This is a genomic window from Pseudoalteromonas sp. KJ63-1, assembly GCF_055808145.1.
Map to the genome: position 1 here is coordinate 151145 of NZ_CM147855.1, position 23020 is coordinate 174164.

Annotated in this window: 19 protein-coding genes and 1 pseudogene; 12 read left to right on the forward strand and 8 right to left on the reverse strand. The window is 39.7% G+C overall.

The annotated features are described in order from the left end of the window. The first annotated feature begins 5 nt into the window (after positions 1–5). Positions 6–671, forward strand: coding sequence for a carbonate dehydratase (gene can, locus AC0L7Q_RS00675; protein WP_008112739.1), 666 nt, complete (start codon positions 6–8; stop codon positions 669–671). 1 nt (position 672) lies between these two features. Next, the gene (locus tag AC0L7Q_RS00680) at positions 673–1317 is read left to right on the forward strand and encodes a Rossmann-fold NAD(P)-binding domain-containing protein (protein WP_409424441.1); all 645 of its coding nucleotides are present in this window, start codon (positions 673–675) and stop codon (positions 1315–1317) included. A gap of 48 nt (positions 1318–1365) precedes the next feature. Here AC0L7Q_RS00680 and ubiK read toward each other — a convergent pair whose 3' ends face one another. After that, positions 1366–1629 (reverse strand): ubiquinone biosynthesis accessory factor UbiK, encoded by a 264-nt coding sequence (gene ubiK / locus AC0L7Q_RS00685; protein WP_008112735.1) that lies wholly within the window; start codon positions 1627–1629, stop codon positions 1366–1368. 113 nt (positions 1630–1742) lie between these two features. On the opposite strand from ubiK, the gene rep reads away from it, so the two are divergent. Further along, entirely contained in the window at positions 1743–3761 is a 2019-nt protein-coding gene (gene rep / locus AC0L7Q_RS00690; RefSeq protein ID WP_413401129.1) for a DNA helicase Rep, read from the forward strand. Between the two features lie 16 nt (positions 3762–3777). Here the strand turns inward: rep and AC0L7Q_RS00695 are convergent, their stop codons facing one another. The 3 genes from AC0L7Q_RS00695 to elbB all read right to left on the reverse strand — a co-directional run bounded on the left by AC0L7Q_RS00695 (position 3778) and on the right by elbB (position 7758). Then, complete coding sequence (locus AC0L7Q_RS00695) at positions 3778–6336, reverse strand: bifunctional diguanylate cyclase/phosphodiesterase (RefSeq protein ID WP_413401130.1); 2559 nt, start codon at positions 6334–6336, stop codon at positions 3778–3780. Between the two features lie 177 nt (positions 6337–6513). Next, entirely contained in the window at positions 6514–6906 is a 393-nt protein-coding gene (locus AC0L7Q_RS00700) for a c-type cytochrome (protein ID WP_008112730.1), read from the reverse strand. A 204-nt stretch (positions 6907–7110) separates the two neighbouring features. After that, entirely contained in the window at positions 7111–7758 is a 648-nt protein-coding gene (elbB, locus tag AC0L7Q_RS00705; RefSeq protein ID WP_413402907.1) for an isoprenoid biosynthesis glyoxalase ElbB, read from the reverse strand. A gap of 510 nt (positions 7759–8268) precedes the next feature. Here elbB and polA point away from each other — a divergent pair. The 3 genes from polA (at position 8269) to AC0L7Q_RS00720 (ending at position 12601) form a co-directional block, all read left to right on the forward strand. Beyond that, positions 8269–11004 (forward strand): DNA polymerase I, encoded by a 2736-nt coding sequence (gene polA / locus AC0L7Q_RS00710; protein ID WP_413401131.1) that lies wholly within the window; start codon positions 8269–8271, stop codon positions 11002–11004. A gap of 494 nt (positions 11005–11498) precedes the next feature. Beyond that, positions 11499–12086, forward strand: coding sequence for a YceI family protein (locus AC0L7Q_RS00715; RefSeq protein ID WP_413401132.1), 588 nt, complete (start codon positions 11499–11501; stop codon positions 12084–12086). Continuing rightward, the gene (locus AC0L7Q_RS00720) at positions 12083–12601 is read left to right on the forward strand and encodes a DUF1285 domain-containing protein (protein WP_413401133.1); all 519 of its coding nucleotides are present in this window, start codon (positions 12083–12085) and stop codon (positions 12599–12601) included. The genes AC0L7Q_RS00715 and AC0L7Q_RS00720 overlap by 4 nt, the downstream gene beginning before the upstream one ends. Here the strand turns inward: AC0L7Q_RS00720 and yihA are convergent, their stop codons facing one another. Next, the gene (gene yihA / locus AC0L7Q_RS00725; protein WP_041709727.1) at positions 12602–13243 is read right to left on the reverse strand and encodes a ribosome biogenesis GTP-binding protein YihA/YsxC; all 642 of its coding nucleotides are present in this window, start codon (positions 13241–13243) and stop codon (positions 12602–12604) included. It lies immediately after the preceding gene. Between the two features lie 280 nt (positions 13244–13523). On the opposite strand from yihA, the gene AC0L7Q_RS00730 reads away from it, so the two are divergent. From AC0L7Q_RS00730 to AC0L7Q_RS00740, 3 genes and pseudogenes are all read left to right on the forward strand, one after another. Further along, entirely contained in the window at positions 13524–14156 is a 633-nt protein-coding gene (locus tag AC0L7Q_RS00730; RefSeq protein ID WP_008112717.1) for a c-type cytochrome, read from the forward strand. Positions 14157–14904: 748 nt separating this feature from the next. Continuing rightward, positions 14905–15488 (forward strand): annotated as a pseudogene (yihI, locus tag AC0L7Q_RS00735) (Der GTPase-activating protein YihI). A gap of 12 nt (positions 15489–15500) precedes the next feature. Then, positions 15501–16016, forward strand: a complete 516-nt coding sequence (locus AC0L7Q_RS00740; RefSeq protein WP_413401134.1) for a DUF2489 domain-containing protein — start codon at positions 15501–15503, stop codon at positions 16014–16016. Positions 16017–16084: 68 nt separating this feature from the next. On the opposite strand, the gene hemN is transcribed toward AC0L7Q_RS00740, so the two are convergent. Together hemN and yjgA are read right to left on the reverse strand one after the other, a co-directional pair. Then, complete coding sequence (gene hemN, locus AC0L7Q_RS00745) at positions 16085–17458, reverse strand: oxygen-independent coproporphyrinogen III oxidase (RefSeq protein WP_413401135.1); 1374 nt, start codon at positions 17456–17458, stop codon at positions 16085–16087. A gap of 116 nt (positions 17459–17574) precedes the next feature. After that, positions 17575–18099: a ribosome biogenesis factor YjgA gene (gene yjgA / locus AC0L7Q_RS00750; protein WP_413401136.1), complete on the reverse strand. Its 525-nt coding sequence runs from the start codon at positions 18097–18099 to the stop codon at positions 17575–17577. Positions 18100–18244: 145 nt separating this feature from the next. Here yjgA and pmbA point away from each other — a divergent pair, with 145 nt between their 5' ends. From pmbA to AC0L7Q_RS00765, 3 genes are all read left to right on the forward strand, one after another. Further along, positions 18245–19594: a metalloprotease PmbA gene (gene pmbA, locus AC0L7Q_RS00755; RefSeq protein ID WP_413401137.1), complete on the forward strand. Its 1350-nt coding sequence runs from the start codon at positions 18245–18247 to the stop codon at positions 19592–19594. A 120-nt stretch (positions 19595–19714) separates the two neighbouring features. After that, positions 19715–20197 (forward strand): DciA family protein, encoded by a 483-nt coding sequence (locus AC0L7Q_RS00760; RefSeq protein ID WP_413401138.1) that lies wholly within the window; start codon positions 19715–19717, stop codon positions 20195–20197. A 233-nt stretch (positions 20198–20430) separates the two neighbouring features. Beyond that, positions 20431–22503: a M13 family metallopeptidase gene (locus AC0L7Q_RS00765; RefSeq protein WP_413401139.1), complete on the forward strand. Its 2073-nt coding sequence runs from the start codon at positions 20431–20433 to the stop codon at positions 22501–22503. A gap of 108 nt (positions 22504–22611) precedes the next feature. On the opposite strand, the gene mutT is transcribed toward AC0L7Q_RS00765, so the two are convergent. Then, positions 22612–23010, reverse strand: a complete 399-nt coding sequence (gene mutT / locus AC0L7Q_RS00770) for an 8-oxo-dGTP diphosphatase MutT (RefSeq protein ID WP_054202559.1) — start codon at positions 23008–23010, stop codon at positions 22612–22614. Positions 23011–23020 lie beyond the last annotated feature (10 nt).

Below are 23020 nucleotides of genomic sequence, written 5' to 3' on the forward strand. Positions count from 1 at the left end.
ATGTAATGAGAAATTTAAATAACTTACTAGAAAATAATAAACGCTGGGCATCAAGAACGAGCGAAGCGAACCCTGAATTTTTTAAAATTTTATCGATGCAACAAAACCCAGAATACTTATGGATAGGTTGCTCTGATTCACGGGTGCCAGCTAATCAAATTGTTGATTTATTACCGGGTGAGTTATTTGTGCACCGTAATGTTGCCAACGTGGTTGTACATACCGATCATAATTGTTTATCGGTTATGCAGTATGCGGTCGAAGTATTAAAAGTAAAACATATTATGGTTGTTGGCCACTACGGTTGTGGTGGCGTGCAAGCGGTACTGAACGAGGACCGTTTTGGCTTTATTGATAACTGGCTTCGTCACGTTGGTGATGTAAAAGAAAAACACCTAGAGCAACTTAATGCTCTGCCAGAAAAACAACGGCTGGATCGTTTAATAGAACTCAATGTGATTGAGCAAGTGCGTAACGTATCACGAACCAGCATTGTTCAAGATGCATGGTTAAGAGGTCAAGAACTCACGGTGCATGGCTGGGTATATGGCTTAGAAAATGGTCATTTGCATGACTTAGAATCGGTAGTTAGTTGTGCCGAGGAAGAGTGTGAAAGCTATAAAAAAGCAGTACACCATGTACTAAATAAATCTGCAGACAGTCACCTTTAATATGGCTAAAACGGCGCTAATAATCGGCAGTACCGGCTTAGTTGGCAGTCAGTTATTACAACAGCTGTTAGCATCTCCTTGCTATTCAAAGGTAGTGAGTTTATCGCGCCGCCAATTAGACTTTTCCCACCCTAAATTAATTAGCCATGTTATTGATTTTGAAAATTTGACGCATTATGTTGAATTGTTCAAAGGTGACGTGTTCTTTTCTTGCTTAGGGACCACATTAAAGCAAGCAGGTAGTGTGGCTGCACAACGTAAAGTTGATTTTGAATACCAATTTATTTGTGCGCAAATGGCGGCCAATAACGCTGTTCCTCATTATTGTTTGGTATCGTCAAGTGGCGCAAATGCACATAGTATGAGCCGTTATTTAAAAATAAAAGGAGAGCTTGAGCAGCAGGTGAGGCAGCTTAGCTTTGCACGCTTGAGTATATTGCAACCGTCCTTATTAGTCGGCGAGCGTTCAGAGCTTAGAATTGCAGAAAAGCTCGGTGAGGTGCTACTTCCGCTGCTAACGCGTTTTGGTATCTTTAAACGGTATAGACCCATTACCGGTGAGCAAGTAGCTAATAAATTGCTGAGGGTAAGCTTAGAGCAGCAACAAGCAACGGGTTATTATGTACTGGACGAGCTATTTGAATGACTGAGTGATTAGCGCCATAAAGCAGGTTCGTCTATGGCGTTATATTTATTATTCAGCGTCTGTTTTTGCCGATAATTGCTGTTCAAGTATCGCTACTTTTGCTTCTAATTCAGTTAGCTTTTCACGGGTGCGGATCAGCACTTGGCTTTGAATATCAAACTCTTCACGGCTTACAAAGTCCATTTCGGCAAGCTTATTTTGTAACACTTGCTTAGTTTTACCTTCAAGTGTGTCAGCCAGATTTTTTACACCTTGTGGCATGTTATTAGTGATCTGTTTCGCAATTTCTTCAAGTTTTGCTGGGTTAATCATAGTCGTCCCTTGCCTGTTGCCTAAAATGATAATAACTAATATTACCTTATTGGCTAGGCGTATTGTAGTGATTACGTTAAAATTGCCCGTCTTTTTGCAATCAGCTGGTCGTTATGAAACTCAATCCTAAACAAGATGAAGCGGTAAAGTACATTAGTGGTCCTTGCTTAGTATTAGCCGGCGCAGGCTCGGGTAAAACACGAGTTATCACCAACAAAATTGCTTACTTAGTACAGAAATGTGAGTATCAAGCGCGTAATATTGCGGCGGTTACCTTTACCAATAAAGCGGCTAAAGAAATGCGCGAGCGGGTTTTGCAAACCTTAGGCAAACAAGAGTCTAAAGGCTTATGGGTGTCTACCTTTCATACGCTTGGGCTTGAAATCATCAAAAAAGAGTTAAAAACACTGGGTTTTAAGCCTGGTTTTTCGCTGTTTGACGACCAAGATACGAATCAATTACTTGCTGATTTAACCGAAGACGAGCTTAAAAAAGACAAAGATTTACTGAACCTGCTAAAAATGCAAATTGGTAGCTGGAAGAATGAGCTTATTTTACCAGAGCAAGCTATTGGTGAAGCACGCGATGCACAAAAATCCTTATTTGCGCAGCTTTATGCGCGCTATCAAAATCAATTAAGAGCGTATAACGCGCTGGATTTTGATGATTTAATTATGATCCCCACACTGCTTTTAAGCAGTAATGCTACATCACGTGAGCGTTGGCAACAGCGTTTTCGCTATTTATTAGTAGATGAATATCAAGATACCAATACCAGCCAATATCAATTAGTGAAATTATTAGTAGGCGAACGAGCACGCTTTACTGTGGTGGGAGATGACGATCAGTCAATTTACTCTTGGCGTGGTGCTCGTCCACAAAACTTGGTGTTATTAAGTAAAGATTACCCTGGGCTTCGATTAATAAAACTAGAACAGAACTATCGAAGTGCTGGGCGCATTCTTAAAGCGGCCAATATCTTAATTGCAAATAACCCCCATGAGTTTGAAAAAAAGCTCTTTAGTGAGTTGGGCTATGGTGAGCAAATTAAAGTCATTGGCTGTCGTGATGAAGAACATGAATCAGAACGTGTGGTCGCAGAGATTATTTCTCATAAATTTATGAAACGCACCAGCTATAAAGATTACGCTATTTTGTACCGGGGTAACCACCAAGCGCGGGGCTTTGAAAAGTCGTTAATGAGTAACCGAATCCCGTATAAAATTAGTGGTGGAATGTCGTTTTTTTCACGTTCTGAAATTAAAGATATCATGGCTTACTTACGTCTTTTAGTGAATCAAGATGATGACAATGCTTTTTTAAGAATTGTGAATACCCCACGTCGTGAAATTGGTACAGTCACGCTTGAAAAGCTTGGCACCTTAGCTAATGAAAAACACCAAAGCTTATTCGCGACCTGCTTTGATAACGACTTAGGATACAGACTAAAAGGACGTGGTTTAAATGCACTAGCTGGGTTTGCCCGGTGGGTGGTTGAGCTTTCAGATAACGCAGTGCGCAGTGATACACTGGAGGCGGTGAAGGATTTAGTGCGTAATATTAATTACGAAGCTTACTTGTATGAATCATCGCCTAGTGCCAAAGCCGCTGAAATGCGGATGAAAAATGTGTCCGAGCTGTATCGCTGGATAACAGACATGTTAACAGGCGATGCCGATAATCCGCCAATGACACTGGCTGAAGTAGTTAGTAAATTGACCCTTAGGGACATGCTAGAGCGAAACGAAGAAGAAGATGAAGCTGATGCCGTGCAATTATTAACTTTGCATGCCTCAAAAGGACTCGAGTACCCCTATGTATTTATGGTGGGTATGGAAGAAGGATTGTTACCACACCAAGTAAGCATTGACGAAGATAATGTGGATGAAGAGCGCCGCCTTGCCTATGTAGGTATTACCCGCGCGCAACAAGAGCTCACTTTAACCTATGCTAAAATCCGTCGCCAGTTCGGTGAAACATCACAAACAGAGCTCAGTCGATTTGTGCAAGAGTTACCGCAAGATGACTTAGCCTTTGAAAACAAAAAAGCGCCTAACACCCAAGCTGAACGGATGGAAAAAGGCCAAGCTCGGGTTGCAAATTTAAGAGCAATGCTGAAAAAACCAGAATAAGGTGTTTAGCGCTATTTTAATTCTGAGTTTTAAGTGTGGCTGGCACAGTGCTGGTTAGCGGGTGCTGTTTAGCAACGAATAGGTTTAAACCGTGTTTATCTAAAAGGGCTCTAAAGTTTAATATTGATGGGCCTTTAGCTATTACTTTGATACGTTTAAGCTTAGTAATAGCAAGCACCCCCTGCAACTGCAAATCGTAGCTTTCTTGTTGTAATACTCGTTTACTGAAGGTGGAGCTAAGCAGTAAATAATCACACTCTATTTCAGTCACCAAATTAAGCTCGCATTTATCTTTTGCGAAATTGTTCAAGCCAATCGAGTAACCGAGCTTTTTAAGCTGTTTTAAATTTTCTAATTGCTGCGCACTGGCATAACGCAATTCTTGCTCATCAAATAATAAGCAAAGCTGTTCATTTTTTATTGGTTGTTTTAGTGTTGCTTTTAGTAAAGAAAACTCATGCTCTTCCAGCAGTAAGCTTGAGCAAGGCAATAGCGCAACGGCTATTTCTGCATTTTGTGCTTGTTGATAAGCTTGTTGAATGAGTTGTAGTTCAACTTTGGCATGTTGCTCTTTATCATTAGCAAACTTCTTTAAAATATCAAAGCTGGTAAAGCCAAGGACTGGGTGTTCACCAAAAGCCTCAAATAACGATGCACACTGATAATGCTCATCTAAGGTGATAATATCTGAACTACGAAACGTCATAGGTAATACATCAAGATGATGCAATGTTTGTGACTCATGTTGCAACATAGGCTCAGTGAGCAGTGGGTGAAATAACTCGAAGCGGTTTTTTCCTGAATTCTTAGCATAATACATAGCTGCATCGGCGTCGCGAATGATTTCATCGGTATGTTTATAGCTTTGCTTTGAATAGGTAATCCCAATACTGGCACCACTTTGTACACACACACCTTTAGTACAAAATGGCTTTTGCATAATTTTAATTATGCGATTGGCAACATCTTCTGCCTGGTTTGGCTCAGTCAGGTGGGTCAGTAATACTACAAACTCATCTCCGCCTAAACGCGCTAATAAGTCATGTTCACGAATACATTGTGAGAATAATTTACTAACACTAATTAAAAACTCATCACCGGCATGATGCCCGAGTTGATCATTAATATCTTTAAACTTATCAAGATCAATAAACAGCACTGCAAAGTGTTCATCGCTATGGCGTTGATAATACTGTAGGGTTTTTTCTAGTTGAGTTAAAAATAAATTCCGATTTGGTAAGCCTGTTAGTGAGTCATGGTGAGCATCGTGATAAAGCTGTTGTTCTATTTTTTTACGTTCATCAATTTGCATTTGCAAATGTAAATTTGCTTGGCTCAATTCTTTGGTTTTTTCATTAACTCGTGAGGCAAGTTCTTGGTGGCTCTTTTTTAGTGCCTGTGAAGCTAATTTTGTTTGTAATACCGTGGCAATTTGATGCGATACAAAGGTGATTAGCTCTGCATCATCATGTGTAAAAAGGTGTTCATTATTATAAGCTTGGCAAACAATTAACCCTATAACGCCTTGCGAAGTTTTTAGCGGAGCGCCTAGCCAGCTGGTGGCTCTCTTGGATTCATCAATTGGTTTTTCACGCTCTACAATGCCACTATTTAATAACTCTTGTGCTCTTTTCGGATGAATTATTTGTGTTTCTTCGGTGCTTATAACCAGTTCACTGTAGCCTTTTGCAAAGCGCCGTGGTTGAGTGCTGCCTTGGAATTCATCAACACTGTAGGGAAAACTGATCCAACCTGATTCTTTATCATACAAGGCAATATAAAGGTTTTTTGCGTAAGTAATGGTTTTTATTATTTCGTGTATTTGAAAATAAGCATCATCTAAATTTTTGGCTTGGGTTGTCAGCTCTGAAATTTTGAATAATATTTGCTGGCGTTGCAGGGCACCTTTTCGCTGTTGTATTTCAACATTTAAAGCGTCATTACTTTGCGTTAATGCTCGGGTTCTTAATTTTACTTCTGATTCGAGTAACTCTCGTTTTTTAACCCGTTCAATTGCGGTGGCTAAATAGAGTGACATGGCCTCAAGCAGGTTTATTTGTTGCGAACTATAACCTTGTTGTGTGTCGTAACTTTGCGCGGCTAACACACCAATAATGTTTCTTTCTTGATAAACGGGAACGCCTACCCAGTGTTCTGCAGGTGTACCCAATGCTTTAAATAAGCCTTGCTGGGCAGCATCATGCATTTGCTGTTTGGTAAAGTAAGTGGTTTTTCCTTGCTTGAAGACATAACCCGTTGCGCCTTCTTCAAAATTATTATCTCGATTAAGTGGTACTGCAATACCATCTTTTTCATCAGAAAAATAAGATAATTCTAACTGTTGTGATTGGGGATCAACCAGCACCACATAAAAGCTTTTACTCGGAACATACTTTTGTAAAATGTCATGAATAGCAGGGTAAAGTAAGGTTAGCTCGGCAACAGTACTTGCTTGCTCTGATAATTGTATCAGGGCATTGTGGAGGTGGTAGGCATGTTTGTACTTTTTTAATAGTGCTTTTAGTCGTTTATTTTGGCGCACTACGCTATTAGGTACAATAAGTTTATCTTCCAATGATGTTTAACCAGTTATAATTTTTTGTATAGTTATTAATCATTATAGTTCCACTTTTAACATTTTGCGTCAAGTAGATATTTTTCTTAATTATGTAGCTAAAACTCATGAATTAGAAACAAAAAAGGCTTACTAAAACGTAAACCTTTCATTTAAAGCATTTTGACTTGGCTAATTTTAGTTAGCAGTCATAAAATCGATTGCTGCGCTTATTTCATCATCAGAACAATCCATACACGTACCACGCGGTGGCATGGCATTAAAGCCATTGATCGCATGATCTAATAAGGTGTCTTTTCCTTTAGCGATACGAGGAGCCCAATCGTCAGCTGATTTAGGAGCGCCCAAAGCACCGGTGCCGTGACAAGCAAAACAGGCTGCTTGATATACTTGCTCGCCTGAACGAGGACCTGTTGGTGCAGCAACCGCTACTTTCTCACCTTCAAGGTAAACAGCACCAATAGGCGCTAAACGTTTTTTAATTGCATCTTCAGTCATAGAGTTATCATATGGCTGTGCGTATGCGGTGGTTGCTAGCACAAGTAATGCTGCAGCTGATAGTTTTTTCATTTTGCCTTGCCCACTTCAATTTGAACGTGATCAATCACGATTTTAAATGACGGAATTTAGAACAATTATAACTCTACTCAGTGATTTATAAAATGCTCAGAGTCGATTTTATTTATAAATACGACTAATGATTGTCCTAACTCAATAAATTACCAAGATAAAACGGGATCATTAGGCATATAAATGCGATCAGAACCCTTACGACTAACTCATAGCCAATACGTTACTTACTAGTTTTTCGATTCCTACATCGGCATCCATAATTGATTGTGCCAACATATAAGCAGGCGTTGTAACTAGCTTATTGTTTTTATCAATAACAATATCATCCACTTTACACTCAATATGCTCAGCGCCTAATGAAGTTAAAACATCGGCTGTGTCGCTATCATTACCAATAGTGATTTGTGGTTTATTATAAATGAATGGCAATAAAGCAGGTGCAATACACATATAGCCGGTGGCTTTGTTTGCTTTTGCAAATGCTTTACAAGCGCTGAGTACTTCGTCATTTACTTTTGCGTTAGTGCCATTAATAGCAAAGTCAGATAAGTTTTTAGCTACACCAAAGCCGCCAGGGATAATTAAAGCGTCAAATTGTGTAACGTCTAATTCTGTTAGTGATTTAATGTTGCCACGGGTAATACGAGCCGATTCTACTAATACATTACGCGGCTCTGCCATTTCCTCACCAGTAATGTGATTAAGGGTATGGTGCTGCGCAATATCCGGTGCAAAACACTGATACTGAGCGTTATTTTTTTCAATGTGTAATAAAGTCAATACTACTTCATTAATTTCACTGCCATCAAATACGCCACAACCCGCTAAAATTACCGCTACATTTTTCATATTATTTTGCTCCATAGAAGTCACTTTAATAAAGTTTAACACGACGAATCAGTCGATTTAAAAATTTATTTGCTGGTTTTTTAGCCGCAAAGTAAGTTGTTATGCGCTATATGCCATTTGATAACTAGTGAGGGTGAAAAAAATTATAAAGGATCGCTATGATCTTTGATCCATTATGCTAGAATGCTCATCCAGTTATTTAAATGGACGTAAATAATCAGAGTGGGTTACAACACCAGTAACGGTTAAAATGCCTTTTCCACATTGGTAGAAGAATAATAAAAAAGAACCTCGAATTATCTTTTTTTAAACAAAACAATAAATTACAAACTAATCTAAGCATTTTACTATGTTTCGGATGGATGGGTTGTGGGTGTTATCTACATAGTTATCCACAAGTTGCTAAAAATGTAGCGCCCTTAACCACATTAATTCACAGTCGTTTTATTTACTGCCTTATGGCATGCTTATACTTATATTACTTTTTTGTATTTAGGATCCAATTTTACCATGGCTCAGATCCCCGAAAACCCGCTTATTCTTGTTGATGGCTCTTCATATTTGTTTCGTGCTTATCATTCTCCACCTCATTTAACTAATTCTAAAGGTGAAGCCACTGGCGCCATTTATGGCGTGGTAAACATGTTGAAAAGTTTGATCAAACAATACGATCCTTCACATATGGTAGTGGTGTTTGATGCCAAAGGTAAAACTTTTAGAAATGACATGTACAGCGAGTATAAAGCGAATCGTCCACCAATGCCTGACGATCTGCGAACCCAAATAGCGCCGCTGCACAGCATTATCAAAGCGATGGGTTTTCCATTAATTAGTATTGAAGGTGTAGAAGCCGATGACGTGATTGGTACATTTGCGCGCATTGCTTCTGAGCAACAACGCCATGTACTGGTATCAACTGGTGATAAAGATATGGCACAGTTGGTTAATGAGCATGTCACCTTGATCAATACCATGACCGACAGTATTTCAGATCCCGACACTGTGGTTGAAAAGTTTGGTGTTGGACCTGAGCTTATTATCGATTATTTAGCTTTAATGGGCGATAAAGTAGATAATATTCCTGGCGTTGAAGGGTGTGGGCCTAAAACAGCGGTTAAATGGTTACAAAAGTACGGATCGCTTCAGGGCGTAATTGATAATGCTGCTGATATTAAAGGTAAAATAGGTGAAAAGCTTGCAAAAGCGATTGATCATTTACCGTTAAGCTATGAGCTTGCCACGATTAAGTGTGATGTGGAGGTTGAATCTGATCTTGATACTTTTAAATTGCAAACACCGAATAAAGACGAATTAATTGCCTTATACGGTGAGTGTGAATTCCGTCGCTGGTTAGCTGAATTACTAGACAATCCAAAAGATGCTGACACACATTTAGCAGTCCCAACCCAAGAAAATGAGTTGCCAAAAGTTGAAGATGCGCACTATGAAACGATTTTAACTGAGGCCCAATTTAATACATTGATAGAGCAACTCAATGAAGCTGAGCTATTTGCTTTTGATACTGAAACAACCAGTTTAGAGTATATGAAAGCGCAGTTGGTAGGGATGAGTTTCGCAGTAAAAGCAGGGGAAGCCGCCTACTTACCGATTGCACACGATTACCCAGGCGCACCTGAGCAGCTTAGCCTCGAATTTGTGATGCAAAAGCTAGGGCCTATATTAGCAGATGAAAATAAACCGAAAGTTGGCCAGAACTTAAAATACGACAAAAGCGTGCTTGCTAATGCGGGTTATGAACTAAAGGGCATTAAGTTCGATACGATGTTGGAGTCTTATGTATTTAATAGCGTAGGTACTCGCCATGATATGGACTCGTTAGCACTTAAATATTTAGGCCACAAAAATATTAGCTTTGAAGACATTGCTGGTAAAGGTAAAAAGCAGCTCACGTTTAATCAAATCGAGCTTGAAAAAGCGGCGCCATATGCCGCAGAAGATGCCGATATTACGCTTCGTTTACACCAAGTATTGTGGCCGAAACTTGAGGCTGATGAAAAACTTAAATCGGTGTTTGAAGATATAGAGATGCCACTGGTTAGCGTTATTTCTGACATTGAACGTACTGGTGTAGCGATTGACAGTAATATGTTAGCAGCACATAGCCAGCGCTTGGGTGAGCGACTACTTGAGCTTGAAAAAGAAGCGTTTGAAATCGCAGGCGAACCGTTTAACTTAAGCTCGCCAAAGCAATTACAAGTACTGTTATTTGAAAAGCTAGAATTGCCCGTTATCAAAAAAACACCCAAAGGCGCGCCTTCTACAGCAGAAGAAGTACTGCAAGAATTAGCACACGATTACCCATTGCCTAAAGTGATTATTGAGCATCGCGGTTTATCTAAGCTTAAATCAACTTACACAGATAAGTTGCCACTGATCGTGAATGAGCAAACCAAGCGTGTGCATACTTCTTATCATCAAGCGGTAACAGCAACGGGTCGATTAAGTTCAAGCGATCCTAACCTACAAAATATTCCTATTCGTTCAGAAGAAGGGCGCCGTATTCGTGAAGCCTTTATTGCTGCTGATGGATATAAAATTGTGGCGGCCGATTACAGCCAAATAGAGCTGCGTATTATGGCGCATCTATCACAAGATAAAGGGTTGCTTAATGCCTTTGCAAATGGCTTAGATGTGCATAGCGCGACAGCTGCTGAGGTATTTGGAGTTGAGCTTGAAGAGGTTACATCAGATATGCGCCGTAAAGCTAAGGCCGTTAACTTTGGCTTAATTTATGGCATGTCGGCATTTGGTTTGGCACGTCAACTTGATGTACCACGCCATGAAGCGCAGCATTATATTGATAAATATTTTGAGCGTTTCCCTGGCGTTTTAGAATACATGGAGACGACCCGTGAAAAAGCAGCAGAAAATGGTTACGTAGAAACTATTTTTGGTCGTCGCTTACATTTACCAGAAATAAATGCCCGCAATGGAGCACGCCGCAAAGGCGCGGAGCGTGCGGCAATTAATGCCCCTATGCAGGGTACGGCTGCCGATATTATTAAAAAAGCAATGTTAACAGTACATGCATGGGTTAACCAGCAAGCGCCTAATACGGTTAAGCTACTTATGCAGGTACACGATGAATTGGTATTTGAGATTAAAACAGAGTGCACTGAGCAATACACTCAGCAAATTTGTGAGCTGATGTCACAAGCGGCACAGCTAGATGTACCACTAATAGTTGAAGCTGACGAAGGGAATAACTGGGAACAAGCGCACTAATTTAGTATGCCAAGGATGCCTTGTCCTAGGCAAATACAACAGTTAAAAAGAATTATTTAAAAGCGCCAATAGGCGCTTTTTCTTTAGCTTGCAGGTTAAAAAAAGTTAAATTAAACAGCAGTTTGTATTAAATCGTTAGAGGTTCGTCAATTCGCTTCGAATATCGATAATATGCTTGTATTTTTACGCTTGCTTTTGGTAAAGTGCCGCCCGTCCTCATCCTGTAGGACATCCTGTTGATGATGCATCGTAAGATGCAACGTATTGATAGCTTCTCCCCAGTTTGCTATATCGGCCTATCATATATTTGATGGGCCGTTTTTTTAGCTTTACTCCTAAGCGTTAAATTTATTCTCTAATTGCACTTAGCATTTCAAGTGATACCATCAGTTTACTGTGCGTTTTCTTTTTAACTCAGCGTATTAGTGATTTTCAACTTTACTGATCAAAGTATTATTTTTTCGGGTATAAATCTTTTATTTTAGGAGTGCATTATGTTTAAAACGTTAGCCATAGCAGGTTTATCTTTATCATGTTTACTAGTTTCAGGCGTTGCATCGGCAAACTGGCAGTTACTCAACGACAAAAGCCAATTAAGTTTTGTCTCAATTAAAAAAAATAGCATTGCTGAGGCAAGCCATTTTACTCAGTTAACAGGGCAATTGAATGAGCAAGGTCAGTTTAGCGTAAATGTTGATTTAACCTCAGCTGAAACGTTTATTCCTATTCGTAACGAGCGCCTCAGCAAAATCTTGTTTGAATCTGACACTTTTGCAAGTGCAGTATTAACCGCTGACTTATCTGAGAAATTGTCACTTATTAAGCAACCAGGGCAGTACGTGTTAAAAGGCATTAGCGCAGAGCTAGACTTTCACGGTCATAAAAAGCCACTTGCAGTGGATGTACTTGTTAGTAGTGCGGAAAATGGCGATTTAAGCGTAGCATCATTCACGCCTATTATTATTAAGAGCGATGACTTTAAAGTTACCGAAGGGATAATGCAGTTACAAAAATTAGCCGGATTACCTTCAATTGCTACTGCGGTACCTGTTACGTTTGCACTGACCTTTAAAAAACAGTGATTTCTCTTAACGAACTTAGTAAGCAACTAAGCGAGCCAAGTAAACCTTTTGAACAATGGCAGCCTGCTCATTGCGGGCAATTGTCACTGCTGATTGATGAGCAAGGTAAATGGTTTTATGCGGGTAGTGAAATTACCCGACAAGCCATGATAAAGCTGTTTGCTAGTGTGTTGTGTCGCGAAGATGGGCAGTTTTATTTAAAAACGCCAGTAGAGAAAATTGCGATTGAGGTTAAGGATGCGCCATTTATTATTGTAAGTTGGCATCGTGAGTCGACAACTGATGGTGATGTTATTTGTTGTATTGATAATCTACAGCGTACCTGGCTACTAAGTCGTGCTGAGCCGCTATATATTAATAATTACAAAGGCGCTGCAGTGCCTTATATGCAATTACCCTATGGTTGTTTTGCACGAGTTGCCAGAAATGTGTTTTATCAGTGGGCTGAAATAGCCGAAACAGATGAGCTCGGCTATTTTATTACCTCCGCGAATGAGCGGTTTTATTTAGGGTAATTACTCTGTGTCAGCAGGTGGAATTGCTACGATTGGACCTAAGTACCACTCATCTAACTTTTTAGCGACTTCTGGTAAACCAGTGCCTTTAAGTGATGAAAATGCATGAACTGTTATATCGCCATCTAATTCACTCAATTCACGACGAACACTAAGTACCTGTGATTTGCGTGGACCTTGCTTGAGCTTATCTGCTTTAGTTAATAGTGCCAATACTGGAATTTCACTACCTACAGCCCAATTAATTAAATCGCGGTCTAAATCTTTTAATGGGTGACGAATATCCATCAACACTACAATACCTTTTAAGCTTTGACGTTTTTGTAGGTATTCGCCTAGCGACTTTTGCCATTTCTTTTTCATTTCAATTGGCACTTTCGCAAAGCCATAACCTGGTAAGTCAATTAGGCGCATGTCATCTACATCGGCAAGTTCAAATGTGTTGATCAGCTGAGTACGGCCCGGTGTTTTACTAGTACGTGCTAGCTTTTGATCGGTTAGGGCATTAAGCGCACTTGATTTACCTGCATTTGAGCGACCGGCAAACGCGACTTCAATTCCCGTATCAGCAGGTAATTTAGTGATGTCTGGCGCGCTTGTAACAAAAGACGCAGTGTTATACTTGATACGAGATTTGAGCACAGGCTCTCCTAAAACTAAAAAAATAACATTGGGTAAACCAAATTCACCCGTGGGGCGTATTTTATACTATAAAGTAGCTATTAAAAAGTGTATTTGAGCATGTAAAACCGTTGCTGATGGTACATTTTAACTGGCTTAGCTATTAATTTTACTCAAAACCCTATAATTTATAGGTTTAATGTGTGTAGAAAACGTGCCAGAGAATTTAATATCGTGTAGAATATAAAAATCACAACATCCATATTGTAGATGATACAGGGTCGGAAACAGAGAATTCACCATGAAAAAAATAGCACTATCTTTAACTATATTGCTTGGTGCGTTGTCAGCAAGCAACGCAACAGCATTTGATGGCGATGTAAACGCAGGTAAAGAAAAATCAGCAACGTGTGCGGCTTGTCACGGCCCAGACGGTAATGCGCCGGTTAACATCTACCCAAAAATTGCAGGCCAACACGCAGATTACATATACAAGCAACTTACTGAATTTAAATTAGGTATGACTTCGGGCGGTAAAGAAGGTCGAATGAATCCAGTAATGAGCGGTATGGCAATGCCATTGAGCGATCAAGATATGAAAGACTTGTCTGCTTACTTTGCTTCTTTGAATATGTCTGAAGGTGCTACACCTAAAGATGTTCAAGAAACAGGCGCCATGTTGTACAAAGCGGGTGACGCTGAACGCGGAATTCCATCATGTGCGGCTTGTCATGGTCCACGTGGTAATGGCTCTTCACTAGCTAAATTCCCAAAAATTTCTTTCCAACATCCAGAATACATCAAGTCACAACTTGAGCAGTTCAGAGATGGCACTCGTAATAACGACCTAAATGGTGTTATGCAAGATATTGCTAAGAAACTTACAGATAAAGACATTGAAACATTATCTAAATACCTAGGTGGTCTACACTAAAGTCGTATTTATTTAGATATTGTTAACATAATACAATGTTAAATAGACAAAAAGCAGCTTTGGCTGCTTTTTTTGTTTCTGAAATGACCGATAAAGCCCCTTCATTTGTAAGACATTGACCATGCTTTAATGTAAGAAAAGTCTCATTTTATTTTTATTTTTTAAGTTAACTTATTGTAACTTATATTTTTTAACCTTTTTTGTTATGTTTTACACAAGAAAAAAGATATAAATTAGTTGTAACAAAATTATTAACGAGTAAATTAACCCCTGTCGCAACAATAATAACAAATAGGAAAACGTTATAAGGATCGTAGCGCGGCACGACTAAATAGCACATTGAGAGTGCTACTAAAGGAAATAACAAAAAAGTGTCAGGAAAGACCGAAAATAATAAAAACTCATGGAAGTTTAATAATAAAAACAAAATGGAATGCTACACGGAAGATAAATAATAATAATACGGATAAAGAAATAATAATAAAAATAATAAAGACTAAAAAGTCGAAGGGAGAAGTGTCCATATAATGGCGCTCAGATTAGCAGGCGGTAGAGATGTTTTCTCTACCGCCTTTTTATTTGTCCTGTTACAATACCCCCCGTTTAAAAAAAGCATCTAAATATGCTTTGGCGTATATAGAGAAACCCAACCTCTAAAACGCAAACCGAATTCTTCTGGCTAGGCCAGCATTGCGATGCCCATTGAGTTGCGCCTCGCTCAAAACCTCTTAAGTGAGATGATCAAGATATGAGTAGAAAGAAAAAGTCACGTAAAATTCCATCAAATGGGCCCGTTCGTTTAAGCCAAGATAAGCTTAAAGAAATGCGCGCATTGAAAGAGCAACGTGTAAAAAAACCAAAGGCGCTAAGCCTGGTTCACGTAATGCACCTGATGCATTGAGTAATGACACTCAAAAAACAGGTTCGGCTGCTAAAGACAAACGTGTTGGTAGTAAAAAAGCAGTACCATTAGTTGCCCCAGCAGCTGAACCAAAAGTTGAAATGAAACGTAACCTTAAGCCTGTAGCGGAGCTTAAAAAAGCGATTGAGCCTGAGTTAACGCCTGAGCAAGAATTAGAAGCGCTTGAAAATGATGAGCGTTTACTTAAATTAGTTGAGCGTCATGAGCAAGGTGAAATGCTAACGGGTAAAGATGCTAAATACTTTAATAGCCGTATAGCGCGTCACCAAGTGCTGTGTAAGTTATTAGGCATTGAAGATGAAGAAGAATTTGAAGATGACTTCAGCGATGAAGAAAGTAATTCAGATTTTGATCAATACCTATCAAACGACCTAGCTAATGAATGGCTAGATGACGACGAAGATAAGTAATAAGGATACGCAATGAGTACAGCAGTGATCTTAGCCTTAGTTGTAGGTGCTGCTATTATAGCGGGCTTGGCATTTTATGCGGGTCAGTTGCTCTACAAGCTAAATGTGCAAAAAAAGCTAATTAGCAAACAACAGGCAGAGCAACAGCAAAAAATTAAGCAGTCGCGTTTAAAACGTAATGCAAAGCTAGCCGATAGTATTCATTTAATTGCACGTGCGATGAATGAAAAGCAATGTGATTACTCTGAGGGCTGTTTACGTATTTGGGTGCTGATGTCGCAATATAGTTTTGATACTGAGCGTGACTTAACAACTGCATACCCAGGCATTTATAAAATGTACGACGTGGTAAAAGAAATGCCAACTCACGATTCGCGTAAAAAGTACGCTAAAAAAGAAATTTTTAAGCAAGATACCGCACGCTGGCGCGCAGAAGAATCACTGAGTGATGAAATTGAAGCTGACTGTAAAAAAATTATTGTTGAGTTTAAAGCAGCCCAAGGCAGCGAAAACGTAGTTTTTAACTAGCACTTAGATTTTACAGCATAAAAAAAGCAGACCTAGGTCTGCTTTTTTTATGCGCGCTATTTTTTAAATTATATAACCCGTGAGAAGCGAGTGGCATTTATTTGTTTTTGTAAGTGCGCATCAAAGCACATACAAATAATACGAATAAATAAATTCCCTTTTGGTGTTACGCTAATTAGGTTGTTTTTTATTGTTACCATTTCATCGGCAATTAATGGTGCGAGTGCCTCTAAGGCATCTTTAAAGTAGTCATTAAAGCTGATTTTATGTCTGTTCGCGAATACGCTCATATCAAGCTCAAACTGGCAAATAAGTTGTTTAATTGCATCCGCTCGAATAAGGTCATCTTGGGTTAAATGCATGCCTTTATTAATGGCACTGCCTGCTTGCTCGTCGATTGTTTGGTAATAGTGTTTTAGCTCTTTTTTATTTTGTAGTATGGCTGTGCCTATTTGCGATATTGACGAGACCCCTAAGCCGAGTAAATCACATTCTCCATGGGTAGTGTAACCTTGAAAGTTACGATGAAGTTGGCCGCTATTTTGAGCAATAGCCAATTCATTATCAACTTTTGCAAAGTGATCCATACCGATAAATTGATAGCCCGCCTGTGTCATTTGCTCTAGGGTATTTTTGAACATAGTGAGCTTATTATGGGCACTGGGTAAATCAGCATCTTTTATTTTACGTTGAGCGGCAAAACGATCAGGTAAATGAGCGTAGTTAAATACTGAAACACGGTCGGGGTCTAAAGCAATCAGTTGCTCAATAGTTTGCTTAAAACTCTCAGGTGTTTGCAGTGGCAGCCCATAAATCATATCTGCATTTATTGATTTAAAGCCTAATTGTTTTGCTTGGGTAATTAACTGCTTTACCTCATCAACATGTTGAGGGCGGTTAACAGCCAGCTGAACCTGATCATTAAAATCTTGAATACCAAATGACACACGATTAAATCCCATCTCGCTTAAGTCAATCAGCATATTGTCAGCCAGTGAGCGAGGGTCTATTTCTATACCGCGTTCACAGGTATCGCTAAAGTTAAAGTGTTGCTCTAGTAACTTTACTAAGCGAGTCATTTGGGCTGCGGTTAAAAAGGTTGGAGTACCGCCTCCTAAATGTAATTGCTCAACCCGATAGTCTTGAAATAGTTGCGCTTGTGCCACGATTTCTTTAGCTAAAAAATCTAGGTAGGTATCGGCTTTAGATTGATGGCGAGTAATGACTTTATTACAGCCACAGTAATAGCAAAGCTGGCTACAAAAAGGAATGTGGATATATAAAGACAAAGCACGGGTTTGCGATGATTCAATAGCGCTAATCAAATCTTGTTGCTGATAGCCGTCAGCTAACGAAAGTGCAGTCGGGTAAGACGTGTAGCGCGGGCCCGATACATTGTATTTGTTTATTAAAGTTTGATCCCATTGAGGAAGTTTAATCATCACGCGCACCTTATCTTTTAAGTTGCTGCGTATTGTAAAAAAGGAAAGGGGAAGGGGGTTTGATCTACAACAAAAAAAGGTGCCGTAGCACCTTTTTAGTATGTAACGTGGCTGCGTTACATTATGGCGTCTTTTAAATACTGAAATAGCTCTTTGTAGCCTCTCGCAGGCTTTTCTGCTTTTACTTCTTTGGCCGCATTACGCACCAGTTGGCGCATTTTTTGGCGCTCAAGAGCTGGGTATTGTGCAATTGTTTCGTTGATTAAGTCATCGCCTTGCTCAATTAAATCACTGCGCAGCTGCTCAATCTTTTTGATCATAACCTCTGCTTGGTTATTTTTATTAAGCATTACATCAATGATCGCTTTAATTTCTTCAATGTTTTCTACTGTACGAAGGGTTTTTGCTATGTAATTTAAGTGGCGGCGGTATGCATCACTTTTATTACTAATTTTATCGGCAACAACCATTGCTGCTTTTAAGTCATCATTAAGCGGTAAGCGTTCGCGCTGCTTTTTACCCATTTTGGCAATTTCAGATCCTAACTGATGAAACTCTTGCGCTTCGCGCTTAAGTTCACTTTTTGATACATATATAATTTCTTCTTCAATTTCAGCAGGCTTGCCTTTTTTCTTCGCCATGGGGTGCTCTTAAGTAAAAATAACTTTATCTATTATACGCGATTCTTTTAGTGATTAATATTAGCTGATGTGGTGCAGTGAGTGTGTTAGCATTTAAATATAAAAAATGTGTGCAACATGGCCTTCAGGGCTCAGGACAGAATTTATGAAAAGCCAACACCAAGATCCAATATATTCGCAAATTTCTCAAGTAAAAGATGCCGTTTCTGAAGTACTCGAACATGCTAAAAAACTAGGCGCTACCGCTGCAGAAGCTGCTATGTCGAGCACATCAGGGCTGTCGGTAAGTACGCGCATGGGCGAGGTAGAAACCATTGAGTTTAATCAAGACGGTGGTTTAGGCATTAGCGTGTATGTTGGTAATAACAAAGGCTCCGCCTCTACGGCTGATTTAAATCCAAAAACATTGCGATCTGTGGTCGAAAAAGCCATAGATATTGCTAAATTCACCTCAGATGATCCGTGTAATGGTATTGCTGATAAAGAATTACTTGAGTTTTCGCCTAAAGATTTAGATTTATTTCATCCTTGGGATGTAAGTCCTGAGCAAGGGATTGATTTATGTCATGCTGCTGAGCAAGCCGCATTAAGTGCGGATGAGCGAATTGTGAATTCTGATGGTGCTAGTTTTTCTTCGCATCAAGGGCTGCGAGTGTATGGCAATAGTCATGGTTTAATTGCAGGCTACCCGAGAACACGCCATAGCATAAGCACTATGGTAATAGGCAAAGAGGGCGAGCATATGCAGCGCGACTCAGCCTACACAATTTCCCGCGATCAAGCAGGGCTAAAAGATGCTGCAAGTGTTGGGCTTGAAGCTGCTGCAGAAACCCTAGCGAAACTAAACAGCCAAAAACTAGGCACCATGAAAGTGCCGGTTATTTTTAGAGCCGATATTGCTAACTCATTGTTTGGCCATTTAGTGTCAGCGATCGGCGGTGGCGCACTATATCGCAAATCCAGCTTTTTACTGGATAGCTTAGGTACACAAGTGTTCAGCAAAACCGTTAATATTTCAGAGCGCCCACACTTACTAAAAGGGTTAGCATCATCACCTTTTGATAGTGAAGGGGTTAAAACTCTAGACAGAGAAATAATACACGGTGGTGAATTGCAAACATATTTATTAGCGAGCTATGCAGCGCGTAAAATGAATATGACGCCAACAGGTCACGCCGGTGGTATTCATAACTGGTTGGTTGAGCAAACTCATCAGGATTTAGCTGCACTATTAAAAACCATGGGCACGGGTTTGTTAGTCACTGAACTTATGGGGCAGGGTGTAAATACTGTGACTGGTGACTACTCTCGTGGTGCAGCTGGTTTTTGGGTTGAAAATGGTGAAATACAGTACCCAGTAAGTGAAATAACTATTGCTGGTAACTTAAAAGATATGTTTAAAGGTATTTCAGCTATTGGTGGCGATATAGAGAGACGTGGTGGTATTCAAACCGGCTCAGTGCTGATTGAGCAAATGCAAATTGCGGGTGCTTAATACCCATCCACAATAATACTTAATTCAGCGAATTGGTATACACCCACTTTGTTTGCTTAAATTAAGCTTAAATTAAGCTTAATTTAAGCAAACTTTCCTTTTATGTTTCTAAGGTGTGATATGGCTAAAGATAGATATGCGCCAAAACCATTAACCGACATTATGGCCGGTCTGAATAACCGTTTAGCAGCCTATGCGGGGAAAAGCCAAGCACTGGATACACAGCAACAGTTGTTGCGAGATTTTTTAGGGCCTAAGCTAGGCGATAAATGCCGAGTAAGTAATTATCGTGATGGCACGCTGATGATAGAAGCTGTTTCTGCTCCTATTGCTCTTAGGCTTAATTATTTAAAAATGGATATGCAGTCTCATTTTAGAGCCGCAGGTATGGCAGAGCTTGGACAAATAAAAATTACCGCCAATCCACAAGCAACTCAACGATTAAGTAACCGTCCTAAAGCGACAGATAGCCAAGCGACTAACTCTCTTAAAATGAGTGAGCAAACGGCTGATTATTTGAATGCGATCGCCGATTCTGCTCCTCCTTCATTAAAAGAAAAGCTGCAGCGCTTAGCTTTACATGGCAAAAGTAAGCCTAGCTAGTCCTCGCACTAAACTCCTTTTCTCGCTCTGAAGAAGCGCAAAATACTTTGTTACATATTCGATTTCATTGTTATTTAAATCAGGTTTATTATGCTTATCTAGTGCTTCCTAAATTAGGTTGTAGCTGATGCGTATTTCATTAAGCAGGTAATAGACTGCATCCTATTGTTGTTTTTTGAGTTATCAAATCTTAATGAAATGCGTATTTATTCTAATTAATATACGGAATTCTTATGAAAAAAATAACAATGACTGCCGCCAGTATTGCATTGGCGTTAGGTTTGGTTGGCTGCGGCGAAAAGCCACAACAAATGAAAGCAGAATCAACCACAGTAACTGCACCGGTGGCGGCTCCTGGTGCGCTAGGTGTTGATTTACAAAATATGGATAAAAGTGTTCGTGCACAGGATGATTTTTATTACCATGTTAATGGTCAATGGTTAGCAAAAACTGAGATTCCAGGTGACAAGTCTAACTATGGGTCGTTCTCACAGTTATATGATGAATCGCAAAAAGCAATGAAAACAGTGCTTGAAAACGCCAGTGCTAATAGTAGTGCAAAACCAGGTTCAGATGAATATAAGATTGGTGCATTTTATTCTAGCTATATGGCTGAAAATGCTCGTGAAGAGTTAGGTATTTTGCCACTTGAGCCAGCTATTAAAAGCATTGATACAGTGAAAGATAAAGCCGCGTTAGTCACACTGATGGCACAGCTACAAGTTAAAGGTGGCGATCTTCCTTTTGGCTGGTATGTTAATAATGACGCTAAAAACTCAAGTGAAAATGCGCTTTATGCCTATCAAGCGGGACTTGGTTTACCTGACCGCGACTACTATTTAAAAGATGATGAAAAATTCACAAAAATTCGCGCGGCTTATCAAACGTATATCACCGATATTTTAGCTAAAGCTGGCGTTAATAATGCCGCTGATGCAGCCAAAGCGATATTAGCACTTGAAACGACACTTGCTGATGCACAGTGGAGCCGAGTGCAAAGCCGTGATGCAACTAAGTCATACAATAAAATGACGGTAGCTGAAGCTAACTCGCTAATGGGTGAGTTTGATTTAAATGCCTATTTCGAAGCAGTTGGCGTTGATGCTCAAGAGTTGATTGTGCGCCAACCAAGTTACTTTGAAAAATTTGCAGAGATTTTCAACAATACTGACTTAGCTGTTTGGCAAAACTATTTAAAATTCCATTTTGTTAGTAATTACGCGCAGCTACTTAATAAAGATTTAGTAGATTTGAAATTTAATTTTTACAGCACCACGTTGCGTGGTGTTGAAGAGCAAGCACCACTTTGGAAGCAAGCCGTTGATGCATCAAACCGTGTACTGGGTGAAATTTTAGGTAAAGTCTACGTTAAAGAAAACTTCCCGCCAGAAGCGAAAGCGCGTATGGAAGAGTTAGTTGATAATGTGATTACAGGCTATTCAGTGGCAATTGAAAACCTTGAGTGGATGAGCCCTGAAACAAAAGTGGCGGCGCAAGAAAAACTCAATAAGTTTACCCCTAAAATTGGTTACCCAGATAAATGGAAAGATTACTCAGATTTAGCGATTAACCCTGATGAACTGGTTGGTAATTATATTCGCTACAGTGAATGGGCTTATGCGGATATGGTTGCTAAATTAGGTAAGCCAGTTGATCGCTCTGAGTGGCATATGACGCCACAAACAGTGAATGCTTACTACAATCCAGTGAATAACGAGATAGTATTCCCTGCGGCGATTCTGCAGCCTCCTTTCTTTAATTTAGAAGCTGATGATGCAGTTAACTATGGTGCTATTGGTGCGGTTATTGGCCATGAGTTAGGCCATGGCTTTGACGACCAAGGTGCAAAATACGACGGTGATGGCAATTTACGTAATTGGTGGAGCGAGTCAGACCTTAAGCAGTTTGAACAGCGAAGTGCTGCCTTAGTTGCACAGTATAATCAATATAAACCGTTTGAAGATGCCAGCGTTAATGGTGAGCTGACACTGGGTGAAAACATTGGTGATTTAGGCGGCTTAACCGTCGCTTATAAAGCGTATCAGCTATCGCTGGGTGATTCGAAAGCGCCCATTATTGAAGGCTATACGGGCGACCAACGCTTCTTTATGGGCTGGTCGCAAATTTGGCGTCGTAAATACCGTGATGAGGCGCTACGTAATCGTTTAATGACCGATTCACATTCACCGAGTCATTATCGCGTAATTGGTATTTTGTCGAACATGCCAGAATTTTACCAAGCGTTTGATGTTAAAGAGGGCGATAAAATGTATATCAAGCCTGAAGAACGCGTAAAAATTTGGTAATTTGAGCTAAAATTAGCTTAAGCGGTTAGAGCCATTAATCGCAAAATAAAAAGCCAGTGAGCATCATGCTCACTGGCTTTTTAGTTACTTATATACCTGATAATAAAACTAGCTATATTTTGTTTTTATGGCGCTGATGATCTCAACATTAGCAGCAGGAAAATCATAGTTATCAAGTTCGTCAATGCCTACCCATTCGCTTGGTTGCCCTTCTGCGCCATGAGCTTGACCGTTAAAGTTACTGACCACATGCACATTAAGTCGTACGCATTTATCGCCATAGTCATGCTCTATAGTGATAAGTTCGCTTGAACTATGAATAGTCAGTCCTACTTCTTCTAGCAGTTCACGTTTTAGGGCTTGAAACACACTTTCTCCGGCTTCAACTTTGCCACCAGGAAACTCCCATAACCCACCTTGATGTTGCTCATCTGCACGTTTACAAATAAACAAATTGTTATTTTTTTTAATTACACCCACAGCAACATTGATGATTACTTTAGTCATTACCTCTCCC

Coding starts and splice junctions, on each gene's coding strand:
- can (WP_008112739.1), top strand. CDS start 6: ATGAGAAATTTAAATAACTTACTAGAAAATAATAAACGCTGGGCATCA.
- AC0L7Q_RS00680 (WP_409424441.1), top strand. CDS start 673: ATGGCTAAAACGGCGCTAATAATCGGCAGTACCGGCTTAGTTGGCAGT.
- ubiK (WP_008112735.1), bottom strand. CDS start 1,629: ATGATTAACCCAGCAAAACTTGAAGAAATTGCGAAACAGATCACTAAT.
- rep (WP_413401129.1), top strand. CDS start 1,743: ATGAAACTCAATCCTAAACAAGATGAAGCGGTAAAGTACATTAGTGGT.
- AC0L7Q_RS00700 (WP_008112730.1), bottom strand. CDS start 6,906: ATGAAAAAACTATCAGCTGCAGCATTACTTGTGCTAGCAACCACCGCA.
- elbB (WP_413402907.1), bottom strand. CDS start 7,758: ATGAAAAATGTAGCGGTAATTTTAGCGGGTTGTGGCGTATTTGATGGC.
- polA (WP_413401131.1), top strand. CDS start 8,269: ATGGCTCAGATCCCCGAAAACCCGCTTATTCTTGTTGATGGCTCTTCA.
- AC0L7Q_RS00715 (WP_413401132.1), top strand. CDS start 11,499: ATGTTTAAAACGTTAGCCATAGCAGGTTTATCTTTATCATGTTTACTA.
- AC0L7Q_RS00730 (WP_008112717.1), top strand. CDS start 13,524: ATGAAAAAAATAGCACTATCTTTAACTATATTGCTTGGTGCGTTGTCA.
- AC0L7Q_RS00740 (WP_413401134.1), top strand. CDS start 15,501: ATGAGTACAGCAGTGATCTTAGCCTTAGTTGTAGGTGCTGCTATTATA.
- hemN (WP_413401135.1), bottom strand. CDS start 17,458: ATGATTAAACTTCCTCAATGGGATCAAACTTTAATAAACAAATACAAT.
- yjgA (WP_413401136.1), bottom strand. CDS start 18,099: ATGGCGAAGAAAAAAGGCAAGCCTGCTGAAATTGAAGAAGAAATTATA.
- pmbA (WP_413401137.1), top strand. CDS start 18,245: ATGAAAAGCCAACACCAAGATCCAATATATTCGCAAATTTCTCAAGTA.
- AC0L7Q_RS00760 (WP_413401138.1), top strand. CDS start 19,715: ATGGCTAAAGATAGATATGCGCCAAAACCATTAACCGACATTATGGCC.
- AC0L7Q_RS00765 (WP_413401139.1), top strand. CDS start 20,431: ATGAAAAAAATAACAATGACTGCCGCCAGTATTGCATTGGCGTTAGGT.
- mutT (WP_054202559.1), bottom strand. CDS start 23,010: ATGACTAAAGTAATCATCAATGTTGCTGTGGGTGTAATTAAAAAAAAT.